Origin of the sequence: Kitasatospora sp. NPDC056731 (assembly GCF_040687675.1) — a bacterium.
In the GTDB taxonomy this organism is placed as follows: Bacteria; Actinomycetota; Actinomycetes; order Streptomycetales; family Streptomycetaceae; genus Kitasatospora.
In genome coordinates, this window is sequence record NZ_JBFBNR010000029.1 from 42,494 (window position 1) to 56,894 (window position 14,401).

The 14,401-nt window shown below is 74.6% G+C and carries 12 protein-coding genes; all 12 read right to left on the reverse strand.

The window, feature by feature from the left end; all coding sequences use genetic code 11:
• Positions 1-15: 15 nt before the first annotated feature.
• On the reverse strand, positions 16-1,926 hold the full coding sequence (locus tag AB0R04_RS26580) for a non-ribosomal peptide synthetase (protein WP_363375452.1): 1,911 nt from the start codon (positions 1,924-1,926) through the stop codon (positions 16-18).
• Positions 1,923-2,876: a 3-hydroxyacyl-CoA dehydrogenase family protein gene (locus tag AB0R04_RS26585; RefSeq protein WP_363375454.1), complete on the reverse strand. Its 954-nt coding sequence runs from the start codon at positions 2,874-2,876 to the stop codon at positions 1,923-1,925. Before AB0R04_RS26585 ends, AB0R04_RS26580 begins: the two co-directional genes overlap by 4 nt.
• Positions 2,877-2,911: 35 nt before the next feature.
• Positions 2,912-4,147 (reverse strand): HAD-IIIC family phosphatase, encoded by a 1,236-nt coding sequence (locus tag AB0R04_RS26590; RefSeq protein WP_363375456.1) that lies wholly within the window; start codon positions 4,145-4,147, stop codon positions 2,912-2,914.
• Positions 4,144-5,307, reverse strand: a complete 1,164-nt coding sequence (locus tag AB0R04_RS26595; RefSeq protein WP_363375459.1) for an acyl-CoA dehydrogenase family protein — start codon at positions 5,305-5,307, stop codon at positions 4,144-4,146. Before AB0R04_RS26595 ends, AB0R04_RS26590 begins: the two co-directional genes overlap by 4 nt.
• Positions 5,291-5,572 (reverse strand): phosphopantetheine-binding protein, encoded by a 282-nt coding sequence (locus AB0R04_RS26600; RefSeq protein WP_079135959.1) that lies wholly within the window; start codon positions 5,570-5,572, stop codon positions 5,291-5,293. The genes AB0R04_RS26595 and AB0R04_RS26600 overlap by 17 nt, the downstream gene beginning before the upstream one ends.
• On the reverse strand, positions 5,569-6,591 hold the full coding sequence (locus tag AB0R04_RS26605; RefSeq protein WP_363375463.1) for a 3-oxoacyl-[acyl-carrier-protein] synthase III C-terminal domain-containing protein: 1,023 nt from the start codon (positions 6,589-6,591) through the stop codon (positions 5,569-5,571). The genes AB0R04_RS26600 and AB0R04_RS26605 overlap by 4 nt, the downstream gene beginning before the upstream one ends.
• A 104-nt stretch (positions 6,592-6,695) precedes the next feature.
• Positions 6,696-8,117, reverse strand: a complete 1,422-nt coding sequence (locus tag AB0R04_RS26610; RefSeq protein ID WP_363375465.1) for a PLP-dependent aminotransferase family protein — start codon at positions 8,115-8,117, stop codon at positions 6,696-6,698.
• 105 nt (positions 8,118-8,222) lie between these two features.
• Positions 8,223-9,926, reverse strand: coding sequence for a 2-isopropylmalate synthase (locus AB0R04_RS26615; protein WP_363375467.1), 1,704 nt, complete (start codon positions 9,924-9,926; stop codon positions 8,223-8,225).
• 54 nt (positions 9,927-9,980) lie between these two features.
• On the reverse strand, positions 9,981-10,475 hold the full coding sequence (locus tag AB0R04_RS26620) for a flavin reductase family protein (RefSeq protein ID WP_244293482.1): 495 nt from the start codon (positions 10,473-10,475) through the stop codon (positions 9,981-9,983).
• Positions 10,476-10,480: 5 nt separating this feature from the next.
• Positions 10,481-11,743, reverse strand: coding sequence for a cation:proton antiporter (locus tag AB0R04_RS26625; RefSeq protein ID WP_363375469.1), 1,263 nt, complete (start codon positions 11,741-11,743; stop codon positions 10,481-10,483).
• A gap of 30 nt (positions 11,744-11,773) precedes the next feature.
• Complete coding sequence (locus AB0R04_RS26630; protein ID WP_363375472.1) at positions 11,774-13,318, reverse strand: tryptophan halogenase family protein; 1,545 nt, start codon at positions 13,316-13,318, stop codon at positions 11,774-11,776.
• A gap of 261 nt (positions 13,319-13,579) precedes the next feature.
• Entirely contained in the window at positions 13,580-14,353 is a 774-nt protein-coding gene (locus AB0R04_RS26635; protein WP_363375474.1) for an alpha/beta fold hydrolase, read from the reverse strand.
• Positions 14,354-14,401: the final 48 nt, after the last annotated feature.

A 14,401-nucleotide genomic window follows, 5' to 3' on the forward strand; every position in this document is an offset into this window, starting at 1 on the left:
GCTCTCTCCCGTTCGTCAGACTTCGTACGCGGCGTCGGGCCGGGCGCCGCCCGTGGGCGCTCCGGCCGCCGGGGCGACGGGCTCCCGGGTGGCGGGCTCCGGGGTGGCGGGCTCCCCGGCGACGGCTTTCGGGGCGACGGCCGCGGCCTGCTCGGCGACGGTGCGCAGGTCGAAGAGCCGGCCGACACGGACGGCGCCCGGCCAGCGGCCTTCGAGGCGCAGGTGGAGTTCGACGATCCGGTGCGAGTTGCCGCCGACGGCGAAGAAGTCGTCGTCCGGTCCGAAGTCGCCGTGCCCGAGGACCTCGGTCCAGTAGCGCGTCACGAGCCGCGGGGCGCCGTCCGCCCCGGCGGGCTCGCCGGTCTCGACGGGGTCTTCGGGGTCTTCGGCGAGCAGGGCGTGCAGCGCCTGGAGGTCGGTCTTGCCGGACGGCGCGAGCGGGAAGCCGGCCACCCGGACGAAGCGCTCCGGCCGGGCCTGGCCGCCGAGCAGGGCGGTGCAGTGCGCCAGCAGTTCGGCGGTGTCCGGCGCGGGGGCGGCGGGGTCGGCGGGGAGCCAGCACGCGGCCAGCGCGGTGGCGCCGTCGGGGCCGGTCACGGCGAGGACGGCAGCCTGTCGGACGGCGGGGTGGCGTTCCAGCGCCGCTTCGACGGCCTCGCGTTCGACCCGGACGCCGCGCACCTTGAGCTGCCCGTCGGCCCGGCCGCGGAACACCAGCGCCCCGGTGGGGTCGGCGGAGGCGAGGTCCCCGGTGCGGTACATCCGGGCGCCGGGGGTGGTGGCGAAGGGGTCGGGGAGGAAGCGCAGCGCGGTGTCGGCCGGGCGGCCGGCGTAGCCCTCGGCGACCTGCGGCCCGGCCACGTACAGCTCGCCGGTCCGCCCGGGGCCGACCGGGGCGAGCCGCTCGTCCAGCAGGTGGACCCGGTTGCCCGGGGTGGACCGCCCGATCGGGACGGGGTCGAGCGGCGCGGGCGTGACCGGCTGGGCGAGCACGGTGACGGTGGTCTCGGTGGCACCGTACTCGTTGACCAGCCGGGTGCCGGGCAGGACGGCCCGGTGCCGCTCGGCCTGCGCGGCCGACAGCGCCTCCCCGCCGACGATCCACTGCCGCAGGTGGACGTCGGCGCCGGCCAGGTGGGGCAGCACCAGCAGGTGGAACGAGGGCGGGCCGACCGCCACCTCGACCCGGTGGCGGCGGATCAGCGCGGCGGCGGCCTCCGGGTCGGGCAGGGCCCGTTCGTCGGGCAGCACCGCCGTGCCGCCGCCGCAGAGCGTGTGGAACAGCATCAGCAGCGGCGCGTCCCAGGAGAGCCGGGAGGCGGTGAAGGTGGTCGCGGCGGGGTCCTCGGCGCGGGAGGCGACCAGGTGGGCGAGCGCGCCGCGGGAGACCAGGACGGCCTTGGGCTCCCCGGTGGTCCCGGAGGTGGTGACGGCGTAGGCCGGTGCGGTCGGGGGCACCACGGCGTCCGACCGGCCGGCGGCCACGGCCGGAGCAGGGGCCGGTCCACTCTCGGCCACCGCCGTGACGGGCTGCCCGCAGCCGGCCGTCAGCTCCCGTACGGCGGCGGGCGGGGTGGCCGGGTCGCCGTCGTCGTACACCAGGACGGCGCAGCCGCTGTCGCGCAGCAGGGCGCGCACCATCGCGGCGGGGCGATCGGGTTCCAGGACGCACCAGGCGGCGCCCAGCCGCAGCGCGGCCAGCATGCCGACGACGGTGCGCACGCCCTGGCGGCGGTGGATCAGGACGAGCCGGCCGGGGGCGACCCCGGCGGCGGCCAGTCGATCGGCCAACGCCTTGGTTTCGATGTCGAGTTGACGATACGTCAGGCTCTGCTCGCCGACCGCCACGGCGGTCCGGTCGGGCAGCGTGCGGAACCGTTCCCGGATCAGGTCGAGTACGTCGGGGGCCGGACGGCCGGCGGTCACGGGCGGGTCCCGTAGGCGTGGAAGCCCAGCCCGGTCTTGCGGCCGAAGTGTCCGCGCCGCACCAGGTCGAGCAGCAGGTCGCAGGGCCGGAACCGTTCGTCGCCGGTGGTCTCCAGCAGGACGTCGAGGGTGTCGACGATGGTGTCGAGCCCGATCAGGTCCGCCGTGCGCAGCGGGCCCATGGCGTGGCCGAAGCACTCCTGGAAGATCAGGTCGACGGTCTCCGCGTCGGCCACGCCCTCCTGCACCCGGGCGGCCGCGTCGTTGACCATCGGCATCAGCACCCGGTTGGAGACGAAACCCGGCGAGTCGCGGACGACGTGGGCGCGGCGGCCGACCCCGTCGAGCAGAGCGAGGGTGGTCTCCAGCGTCCGGGCGGTGGTGGCCGGGCCGCGCACCACCTCGACCGTCTCCTTGAGGTAGGCGGGGTTCATGAAGTGCGTGGCGAGCACCCGGTCGGCCCGGTCGGTGTAGGAGGCGAGCCGCTCGACCGGGATCGCCGAGGTGCAGGAGGCGAACACCGCGGCGGGGGCGCAGACCCGGTCGAGTTCCCGGAGCACCTGCTCCTTGACGGCCAGTCGCTCGGAGGCGCACTCCACCACGAAGCCGGCCGCCGCCAGCCGCCCGAACTCGTCCGTCCAGTCGACCAGTTCGACGGTCTCCGCCGCCGAGGGGCGGGCCTCGGCAGGGGTCCCGGCACCAGCCTCACCGGGGGCCGGGCGGCGGCCGAGCAGCCGCGCGGCGCGCAGGCCGTCCCGCAGCCGGCCGGGGCCGGCGTCGAGGGCGGCCCGCTGCCGGTCGACCACCACCACGGGGTGCCCGGCCGCGGCGAAGACCTGGGCGACGGCGGTGCCCATCGTGCCGGCGCCGACGATCCCGACCGGGATCCGGTCGGTGCGGGCCGCCCGGGCCTCGCCTGCCTCGCGGTTCTGGGTGTCTTGCGGGTGCACGGTGTCCTTCCTGGTCACGACGGATTGCGGCCCGGTCACGGCCGGTTCCGGGCCTCGGGGGCCTCAAGGGCGGCAGGGGCGTTGGGCGCCTCGGGGGCCTCGGGCGCGGAGGGGGCCTCGGGGGTGATCAGCCGCAGGTGGCCCGGCGGCGAGGGCGGCGGAGCGGCGGGCGGGTAGCCGAGCAGCAGCCGCCCCTCCCCCTCCTGGCCCACCACGGTGAACCCGGCGAACCGGAGGTTCACCAGCATCACCCGATTGACGTCGGTGGGCACGAACTCGGCCAGCGGGCGGCGCCCTTCGGCGAGCGCCGCGCGCACGACGTGCCCGATCAGCGTCGGCCCGATGCCCCGGGACATCACCCGGCAGGACAGCAGGAGCAGCCGCAGCACCTCGGCCGGCCCGGCCGGGCCGTCGCCCTCCCGCTGCCCGGTCCGCTCGCTCAGCGCGAGGCCGATGGTGCCGTAGTCGCCGAACCGGTCGGTCAGTTCGGCGACCAGTACCCGGTGGTCGGGCGAGTCGCACAGGGCGCGCAGCTCCGTCAGGCCGTAGGTCCGGCCGGTGGTGTTGAGCTGGTGGGTGCGGACGGTGAGCTCGTGGGCGCGGGCGAGGTCGTCCGGCCCTGCCTGACGGATCGTCAGCTCCAGCCCCAGGGAGGCGAGGAACTCCTCGGGGGCGCCCTGGTGATCCTCCCGGGCCTGGGTGCGGAGCGCCTCGCCGCGGTAGCGCAGCCGGCGTTCGCGGGCGTCGGCGGTGACGAACTCGGGCCGGAACTCCGGCAGTTCGGCCAGCTCGGCGACCTGCTCGGCCGGGTAGCAGCGCACCACGGGGTGGGCGGCGGCCACCTCGGCACGCTCGACCGGGTCGTTGTCGACGAAGGCCACGGTGTCCAGCCCGATGCCGATGGCCTCGGCGATCCGGCGCACCGCGCCCGACTTGGGCCCCCAGCCGATCTCCAGCACGGTGAACAGCTCGTGCAGCCCGAGCCGTTCCAGGTGCGCGGTGGCGACGGCCCGGTCGCTCCGGCTGGCGACGGCGTGCAGGACGCCGCGCTCGTCCAGCGCCCGCAGGGCGGCGGTCGCGACGGGGAACGGCACCGGATCGTCGCCCTCCAGCACGGTGCCGTCCCAGAGGGTGTCGTCGAGGTCCCAGACCAGGACCTTGACGGTCGGCTCCGCCCTACTCTGCTCCGCCCCGCTCTGCTCCGCCCCACTCTGCTGCGGCCTGCTCTGCTCCGCCCCACTCCGCTGCGGCCCCGGCTGCGGCCCGGTCATCGGCGCACCCCCTGACGCAACAGGCGGTCGGCGATGTGCAGTTCGGCGACCTGCGGGCTGCCCTCGATGATCTCCATCACCTTGGCGTCCCGGTAGAACCGGCCGGCCCGGACGCCGGGCTCGCAGCCCGCCGAGCCGAGGATCTGGACGGCCCGGTCGGCGACCGCCTTCGCCGCTCCGGCCGCCGCGTACTTGGCGACCACGGTCTCGGTGGCGGCGCCCAGCGGCGAGCCGGCCCGGGCCTCGGCGGCCCGCTCGGCCAGCGCCCGGGCGGCCGCCGTGTCGACGGCGGAGCGGGCGAGCAGCGAGCGCACCAGCTGGTGCCCGGCCAGCGGCACGCCGCCCTGGACCCGGTGCGCGGCGTGCTCGGCGGCGTCGGCCAGGCAGGCCTCCGCCATGCCGACGCAGCCCCAGGCCACCGTGAACCGGCCGTGGTCCAGCGCCACGGCGGCGGTGTGGGTCAGGCCCAGCCCGGGCGGCGCCACCAGGTTCTCCCGGGGCACCCGCACCCGGTCGAAGGTGAGGTGGGCGATCCGCGCGGCGCGCAGGCCGAGTTGGCCGCTGACGGGCTCGCGGACGATCCCGGGCCGGTCGGCCTCCACCAGGACGGCCGTCGGGCCGGCGTCGGTGCGCCCCAGCACCAGGAACACGTCGGCGCTCTGCCCGAAGGTCACCCAGCGCTTGGCGCCGGTGACGACCAGCCGTTCGCCGTCGTCCTCGATCCGCGTGCCGACCTCGGCGAGCGCGCTGCCGGCCTCCCGTTCGGTGGCGGCGAAGCCGGCCAGGCGTTCGCCGGAGGCCAGTGCGGGCAGCCACCGCGCGCGCTGCTCCTCGCCGCCCCAGCGCAGCAGCGCCGCGGCCGTCATGCCCTGGACGGTGAGCAGCGCGCGCAGGGCGCCGCAGACGCCGCCCAGGTGCGCGACGGCCTCGCCCAGCTGGGCCGGGGTGGCGTCGGCGCCGCCGTGGCGGGCGGGCAGGTCGAGGCCGAGCAGCCCGGCGGCGGCCACCGCGCGGACGGCCTCGTCGGGCAGCGCGCCCTGCTCGTCCCAGCGGGCGGCCTCGTCGCGGACGGCGGCGGCCAGCTCGGCCGCGGCGTCGACCGCCGAAACCCCCAGGTCGGACGGGGCGGACGGCCTGGTCTCGCTAGCCGTGGGCGGCACAGCCGGCCCCCGTCTCCTCGCCCGTGCCCAGGCCGGCCCGCTTGCGCTCGACCAGCGCGGCGATCCGCTCGGCGGTGCGGAAGGAGTCCAGGTCGAGGTCGTCCACCTCGATCCGGATGTCGAACCGCTCCTCGACGAAGACCACCAGCTCCAGCGCGAACAGCGAGTCCGCGAGCCCCAGTGCGAAGTAGTCCTCGTCCGGCGCCACCGGCCGGCGCAGTGCGACGGTCAGGAACTCCCGTATCTCGATTGCCGTGTCGGTCACGCGGTGCTCTCCCAGGGTCCGATTTCCACCAGCAGCAGGTTCCAGGCCGCCACCGGGCTGACGTTGACCAGGACGACCCGGTCGCCCTCGGCCAGCCGCCCGTTCGCCAGCGCCGTCCAGAGGTTGAGGAAGACGTCGTTCGGCCCCAGGTGGCCGTACCGGGCCAGGTTCTCCCGGCACTCCGGCAGGAGGTCGACGCCCAGCGACTCCGCCAGGAAGCGCAGTCCGCCCGCCGAGAGGTTCTGGCTGGCGTAGCCGGCGACGTCGGCGCGGTCGAGGCCGTGCCGCTTGAGCAGCCGCTCCAGGAGCGCGGTGAGCCGGTTCCTGGTCTCCACCGCGAGCCGGAAGGAGTAGCCGGGCAGGTCCCGGCACTCCTCCTGCCAGCTCTCCCAGGGGCGGTCCCGGTAGTCCACCCGGAAGAGGTCCCAGTACGCGCCGTTGGTCTCCTGGACCAGGTCGAGCACCCGCACCGGGCCGGTGCGGGCGAGCAGCAGGGCCTGCCCGGCGTCCCCGTTGACGGTGACGGGGTGCCGGTAGCGGCCGGGGGTGGCCGGGGTGGAGGCGTGCGCGACCAGGACGTGCCGGACGTCCGGGTCGGCGGCGAGCAGTCCGCGGGCGGCGAGCAGGGCCGGGCCGAGCGAGACGCAGCCGAGGCCGCCGACGCCGAAGGTGACGGCCCGGTCGGCGCCGAGCCGGGCCTGGAGCCTGGTCGCCTCGGAGCTGAGCAGGGTCTCGGGGGCCCGGGAGTCGACGACGATCAGGGCGTCCAGGTCCTGGGCGGCGAGCCCGGCGCCGGCGAGCGCGCTGCGGGCCGCCCGCTCGGCCAGCCCGGTCGGGCCGAGCTCGCGGTCGACGGCCACGGTGTCGATGCCCAGGCCGGCCAGCGTGGTTCTGCGCTCGCCGTCCAGGCCCGCCAGTTCGGGCAGTTCGCCGACCGGCACCCGCTGCTCCGGCAGGTGCCAGGCCGCCTCGCGCACCGCGAGCGGCGCGGGGGCGCCGCCCGTCCTCGTCGTCTCCATGCCGTGTCCTCGACTCTCCGCTGTCTGTCCGCTGTCCGTCCGGGCGTCCGTCCGGGGTCTCTCGGTGCCGTCCCGGCCGCGTTCCGGGCCAAGCCGGGCACGGCTCAGGCGCTGCGCAGGCAGCCGTCCGCCGCCGACTCGGCGTAGGCCTCCCCCAGTTCCCGCACCGCCTCGGCGACGCCGCTGCGGGGCACCCCGGCGTACCCCACCACCAGGGCCGGCCCGGACTGCCAGGACCGGTGGTGGTACGAGCGGCCGCCGCGTACCAGCACCGAGCGGCGCAGCGCCCGGGCGACCAGCGCGGCCTCGTCCACCCGGTGCGGGAGCTGGACGTAGGCGTGCAGGCCGGCGAAGGCGCCCACGATCCGGGCCCCGGGCAGCCGGCGCCGCACGGCCTCGTGGAAGACCTCGCGGCGGGCCCGCAGCCGTTCGCGCTGGCGCCGCAGGTGCCGGTCGAGTTCGCCGCCGTCCAGCAGTTCGGCGAACGCGTGCTGGGTGAACACGTCGCAGCCGAGGTCCCGTTGGGAGCGGACCTCCTCCAGGCGGCGGCGCAGCCGGGGCGGGGCGACCAGCCAGCCCAGCCGCATCCCGGAGGCCAGCGACTTGCTCGCGGTGCCCGCGTAGAGCACCCGGGAGGGGGACAGCCGTTGCAGCGCGGTGGGCCGGCGGCCGTGGTCCAGCCAGAGGTCGCCGTCGTAGTCGTCCTCGATGATCCAGCCGTCCACGTCCTCCGCCCAGCGGACCAGGGCGGCCCGCCGCTCGGCGCTGAGCACGGCGCCGGTGGGGAACTGGTGGGCGGGGGTGACCAGCACCGCGCGGGCGCCGGTGCGGGCCAGCGCGGCCACGTCGATGCCGTGCTCGTCGACCGGGACGGACGGGCAGTCCAGGCCCGACTCGACGATGAACTGGCGCTGCTGCGGGTGGCACGGGTCCTCGACGGCGAGCGCGCCGAGGCCGGTGCGGGGCAGCGTGGCGCAGACCAGGCCGAGCGTCTGGGCGAACCCGGAGACCACCATGACGTGCTCGGGGGTGGTGTGCACGCCGCGCGCCCGCCCGAGGTAGCGGGCGAGTTCGGCACGCAGCGCCGGGACGCCGGACACCGGCGGGTACCCGAGATCGCGCGGGCCGAGCCGGCGCGCGGCCCGCTGGTAGGCGGCCAGCCACTCGCGCTGGGGGAAGGCGGAGGCGTCGGCGCCGCCGGCCCGCAGGTCCCAGCGGATCACCGGGGCGGGGCGGGCGTCGCTGAGCAGGGTCGGCATCCGGGTGCCCCGGTCCAGGTGGGTGGCGACCCGGGTGCCCGATCCCCGGGTGGCCTCCAGGTAGCCGCCGGCGACGAGTTGCCCGTAGGCCTCGACGACGACGCTGCGGGACACCCGGAGGTCCTCGGCGAGCTGACGGCTCGACGGCAGCCGGGTGCCGGGGTGCAGCGCCCCCTCGGCGATCTCCCGCTTGATGCCGTCCCGGATCTGGGCGGTCAGCGGGAGCACGTCCTCCCGTGCCACGTCGATCAAGGTGTTCCAGGGCATGCTTGGCTCCTCCCTCCCCCGCCCACGGCGGCCCTGCCCGGCCCGTCGGCCCTGTCAAGCCCTCCGGACCTGTTCAGCCCGTCGGCCCGGTCCGGCCCGCCGGCCCTAGCGGGCCTCGGACAGACCGGCCCGCTCGGTGTCCAGCAGCGCCCGCAGGCACGCGACCCGGACGGCCCGGCCGACGGCCTCGCCCTCCTCCTGGGCGATGCCGACCCCCCAGTAGGAGTGGGAGTCCACGACGATCTCGAAGGCGGCGGTGACCGCGTTCAGCGGTGCGCCGGCCCGTTCCACGACGAGGCCCTGGATGACGGCGTCGAGCCCGTAGCCGGCCACCGCCTCGGCGGTGGCCCCGCTCCAGCGGGTGTCGCCGGGCTCCGCCGCCAGCGGCTCCGGCTCCGGCAGGCCGGGCACGGTCTCGGTGCCCAGCGCCACGTACCGCTCGACGAAGTGCTCCCACAGCTGGTCGCCGGTGATCTCGCCGCCGATCTCCTCGCAGACCGCCTGCATCTCGGCCGCGAAGTCGATCTGGAGGCGGCGCGGCAGCTCGATGCCGTACTCGGTGCGCAGCAGGTGGGCGATGCCGCCCTTGCCGGACTGGGTGTTGATCCGGATCAGCGCCTGGTAGTCGCGGCCGATGTCGCGCGGGTCGATCGGCAGGTACGGCACGTCCCAGACCTCCTGCCCGGACTCCTCGCGGGCGCGCAGGCCCTTGGCGATGGCGTCCTGGTGGGAGCCGGCGAAGGAGGTGTAGACGAAGTCGCCGGCCCACGGGTGGCGGGCGGGGACGGGCATCTGGTTGCAGCTCTCGACGATGCGGCGGATGCCGTCGATGTCGCTCAGGTCCAGCATCGGGTCGACGCCCTGGGAGAACAGGTTCATGGCCAGGGTGACCAGACAGACATTGCCGGAGCGCTCGCCGTTGCCGAACAGGGTGCCCTCGACCCGGTCGGCCCCGGCGAGGACGGCGAGTTCGGCGGCCGCGACGCCGCTGCCGCGGTCGTTGTGCGGGTGCACGCTGAGGATGGTGCGCTCGCGGTGGAGCAGGTTGCGGTGGGTGTACTCGATCCGGTCCGCGAACTCCTGCGGCGGGAACACCTCGACGGTGGAGGGCAGGTTGATCCGCAGCGTGTGCGCGGCCCGCGGGGCCCAGAAGTCGAGGACGGCGTTGCAGAGTTCGAGCGCGTAGTCCGGCTCGGTCTGGGTGTAGGACTCCGGCGCGTACTGGAGGTAGATCTCCGTGCCGGGGATCGAGTCCTGGAGTTTGAGGGCCTGTTCGGCCCCGTCGAGCGCCATGGCGGTGGTCTGCCGGCGGTCCTTGCGGAAGACCAGGCGGCGCTGGACCTCCGAGGTCGGGTTGAAGATCTGGAGGACGGCGCGGGGCACGCCCTCCAGGGCCTTGACGGTGCGTTCGATGAAGTCGCCGCGGATCGGCGTCATGACCTGGACGACGACGTCGTCCGGGATCGCGCCGGTGTCGACGAGGCGGCGGAGGAAGGCGTGGTCGTCCTGCGAGGAGGTGGGGAAGCCGACCTCGATCTCCTTGAACCCCATGGCGACCAGCAGGTCGAACATCCGCCGCTTGCGGGTGATGTCCATGGGGTCGGTCAGGGCCTGGTTGCCGTCCCGCAGGTCGACGCTGCACCACAGCGGGGCCTGTTCCGCGCGGCGGCCCGGCCAGCCGCGGTCGGGCAGCCCGACCGCCTGGTACGGCTGGTACTTCCGGACCGGCATCGCGCTGTGGCGCTGGATGCCCTGGTCGCGGGCGGGTGTGCCCTGCGGCGTGTCCGCGTCGGTGGGTTGAGCGGTCATCTCTCCTCCACAACGGTGGTCTGGGCGTCTTGTGGGGACGCTCTGCTAGCTCTGCTAGGCGGGCCAGGAGCTGAACTGTCTCCTCCCGTAGAGCAGCGGCGACGCGTCGCTGAGCTCGGTGATCCGGATGACCTCGCCGAAGACCATCCGCTGGCCGCCGACGGGGACCAGCTGGCTGACCCGGCAGTCGGCCACCGCGTGGGCGTCGTGGACGAGGTGGGGTCCGCCGGCGCCGGGGGGCAGCCGCCAGGTGGTGGCGTCGAACCGGTCCGGGTCGCCGGAGGCGAACAGTTCGGCGGTGCCGCGGCCCTCGGCGTGCAGCAGGTTCACCGCGAACTGGCCGCTGCGCAGCACGGCCTTCAGGGTCGGGCTCTCCGCCCGCATGCCGACCAGCAGGGTGGGCGGTTCGACGGTGACGCTGCACAGGGCGGAGCAGGTCATGCCCCAGGGCCGGCCGGCGTCGTCCAGCGAGGTGACGATGGCGACGCCGCTCGGGAAGCCGGACATGAAGGTCCGGAAGTCGGAGGGGGTTGAGGTGACGAGTTCCACGTGATTCACCGCTCGACTGGGTAGGGGACCGGCTCCGCGGTCCGGGGCGCGTCCACGCTCGCCGTGCGCCGGTCGATGACCCACAGCAGCGGGCCGCTGAGCACCGTCGTGAACAGGGCCATCACGACGAGGGCGAGGAAGAGCGCCGGGGTGAGGATCCCGGCCTGGTAACCCGTCTGGAGGACGGCGAGCTCGGTCAGGCCGCGGGCGTTGAGGAACACCGCGATCCGCATGCACTCCACCGGGGGCCGGCCGGCCGCCCGCGCGCCGTAGTAGCTGCCGACCAGCTTGCCGAAGATCGCGAGCACCACCGACAGGACGACGGCCTGCCAGGAGAACACGCTGAGCGGCGCCGAGGCGAGGCCCATGCCCGTCACCGTGAACAGCAGCGGCAGCACGATCCGGCCCCAGCCGCCGACGGTGTGGGCGGCCCTGGTCCAGGGGCCCGCGCCGTCGTCGCCCGGCAGCGCCAGGGCGACCAGGACGGCGCCGAGCACGTCGGTGAGGCCCAGCCGCGAGGTGGTCAGGGCGGCGGCCACGGCCGCGGCGGCGGTCAGCCCGATCGGCACCGCCACCGGGATCCGTTCGGCCCAGGCCCGGGGCCCGGGCAGGGCCCCGGCCCGGCGGATCAGCCAGGCGCCCAGCAGGCCGACGACGAACACCAGGTACGGGGTGATCTTCCCGCCGCCGTGCGCCAGGCCGACCGCGATCGCCAGCAGCGACCAGGTGACGGCGTCGATGGAGACCGCGATCGCCATGCAGAGCCGGCCGATCGCGGTGTTGAGCATGCCGCGGTCGTCCAGGATGCCGGCCAGCACCGGGACGGCGGTGACCGCCAGCGCGATCGCCAGCATCAGGACCAGCACCCCGGCCGGGGCGCCGCCGCGCAGGGCCGGGGAGCCGTCGGCCAGCACCCACGCGGCGAACGCGACGCCGCAGCCGAGCGGCAGCAGCAGCGAACCGGCGGCGGTGAGCGCGATGGTGCGCCCGCCCAGCCGGCTGCCGCCGGCCCGGATCTCGTGGACGGCGCCCACCAGGAAGAGCGCGAGGCCGAGGTGGCCCGCCTTCTCCAGGAGGGCCCCGCCGTCCATGGTGGCCGGCTTCCAGTGCCACTGGCTCGCCAGCAGCGCCCCGAGCAGGAGGCAGGCCATGATCTCGCCGACGATCTCCGGCTGCCGCAGCAGCTTCGCCAGCCGGCGTCCGAGCAGTGCCACGGGGACGAGCAGAGCGAGCGTCACCGCGGCCGGTACGTACGGAAGACTGTCCATGGTGCCTCCTTTCTCGGGGAGCCGAAGGGGTCAGTGCATCTGGGCGAGGTACTCGTACTGGCTGGGCAGGCGCTTCAGGAGCTCGGCGGACTGGTCGCTCAGCAGCTGGAACTCCTTCTCCGCGCGGCTGCCGTCCTGCAGGGCGAGTGCGGGCGGGGCCTTGAGCTCGATGCCGCCGAGGCCGAGCAGCATGGCCAGGTAGGAGTAGGACTCGAACCCGTGGAAGTGCGGGAAGATGGTGGCCTCCGTCGGAGGCTTGGCCTTCCACAGCTCGATCCGCTCGGCCAGGCCGTCGGGCATCACCCGGGTCTTGGCGTCCCGCCAGTAGGCGTTGTCCTCGCGGGCCGCGGCCTTGTAGTGCAGGACGAGGAACTCCCGTACGCCGTCGATGGTGTTGCCGACGATGCGGTTGTAGGAGCGGCGCAGCCCCGGGTCCCAGTTGGCGTCCGGGAAGTGCTTGACCAGTTCCTCGATGCCCTGCTGGATGAAGAAGATGCCGGTCGACTCCAGGGGCTCGACGAAGCCGCTGGACAGGCCGATGGCGACGCAGTTGTTGACCCAGGCGTTGCGGGTGCGGCCGATCCGCATCCTGATGTGGTTGGCCTCCAGGCCCTCCGACTCCGGGCCGACCTTGGCCCGCAGCGTGGCCTCGGCCTCCTCGGGCGTCGCGTACTCGTCGGAGTAGACGTAGCCGGTGCCGATGCGGCCGAACAGCGGGATGGTCCAGATCCAGCCGGCGTCCGAGGCGGTGGCGGTGGTGCAGGGGCGCAGGCCGCGCTTCTCCATGTCGACCGGGACGCGCAGCGCCACCGCGCGGTTGTTGGGCAGGGTGTCCTGGAAGGAGGTGAACGGCTCCTCCAGGGTCTGGTTGATCAGCAGGCCGCGGAAGCCGGTGCAGTCGATGAAGAGGTCGCCCTCGATCAGGCCGTGCTCCTTGGTGCGCACGCCGCTGATCCAGCCGCGGTCGTCCTGGACGACCTCGACGACGTCGTCCTCGATGTGCTTGGCGCCGCGCTCGGTGGCGTACCCGGAGAGGTAGTCGGCCAGCAGCGAGGCGTCGAACTGGTAGGCGTACGGGAACTGGGTGTCCTGCTCCGTGAGGGTGTCGCGCTCGGTCGTGTTGCCGCCCTCCTTGAAGTCCTGCTCGAAGAGGGTGCCGTCGAGGTAGCGCGGGGACTTCTCGGCGTCGCAGATCGCGGCCATCAGGAACACGTCCTGGTCGAAGCGGTCGCCGGAGCGGCTGTTCAGCCACCAGTCGGTGAGCGGCAGGCCGTCGACGACCCGGAGGCGCTCGAAGGGGTGGTAGAAGTAGTGGCCCTTGCGCCGCCAGTTCTCGAATCGGATGCCCAGCTTGTAGGTGGCATTGCACTTGGGCATCCAGACGTGCTCCGGCAGGCCCAGGTAGTTGAAGAAATGCCGGACGGTGCTGAAGGTCGCCTCGCCGACCCCGATGGACTTGATTCGCTTGGATTCCACCAGCGTGACGGAAATGCGATCGCCGAATGCGGCGCGCAGGTACGAGGCGGTCATCCAACCGGATGTCCCACCACCGACGATGACGACGTTGCCCAGCATTCCTGACCCTCTCAGCCGGTCGTTCAACCCGGAGCCCCGGGCTGTCCCATGGCTCGAAATCCTGCGGCAGCGGAGCCTCCGGAAAACAGGCTTTTAAGCCTCAGCGGAAACACGCACTCCAGCGCGTCCCGGCCTTCGCCGGGTGTTTTCCGGCATGCCGAACAGATGACACCCGATGGTTGGGGGTGCCATCTGTTCGGCGGAACTCGCCGGAATTCGGCGGGGGTTCGGCAGTGGCTGAGCCTGACCGGCCGGGCCGGCTCAGCCACCGTCCAGCAGGTAGTCGTGCAGCAGCGAGATGACCCGGGCCCGCTGCGCGGTCAGGTAGAAGTGCCCGCCGGGCAGCACGTGGAACGCGAACTCCTTGCCGGCCAGCGCCTCCCAGCCGCGGGCCCGCTCGACGCTCACCGTGACGTCGGAGTCCCCGGTGAGCACCACGACCCCGCAGTCCACCGGGCGCAGCGCGGTGGGCCGGTAGGAGTCGATCAGCAGGTAGTCGTTGCGCAGGATCGGCAGCACCATCTCCCGGATGTCCGGGTCGTCGAAGATCGACATCTGGGTCCCGCCGTGGCCCGCGACCGTGGCGAGGAGCTCGTCGTCGCCGCGGGGCAGGGCCGGCGCCCGCCCGGCCGGTCCGTCGCCGGAGCCGGCCGGCGCCTGCGGCGGCGGGTAGCCGGAGAGCACCAGCCGGGCCACCGGCAGGCCCTGCGCGTGCAGGGACTGCACGGTCTCGTACGCGAGCAGCGCGCCCATGCTGTGGCCGAAGACGACCGTCTCGACACCGGGGCGGTCGGTCTCCAGCAGCGCCTGCGTCAGCTGGGCCACCAGGGTCGCGGCGTCCTGGACGAAGGGGTCCTCGATCCGCTCCTCCCGCCCCGGGTACTGGACGAGCTGGAGTTCGACGGCCGCCGAGAGGTGGTTGGCCCAGGGCCGGTAGAAGCCCGCGCTGCCGCCGGCGTGCGGCAGGCAGACCAGCCGCCGGGTCGCCTCCGGGCGCGGCCGGGGGATCACCAGCCAGGGTTGGTCGTCGTTCAAACGGTCACTTCCTTCCGTCGGCCCCGCGGGGCCGTGTCCGTACCGGCC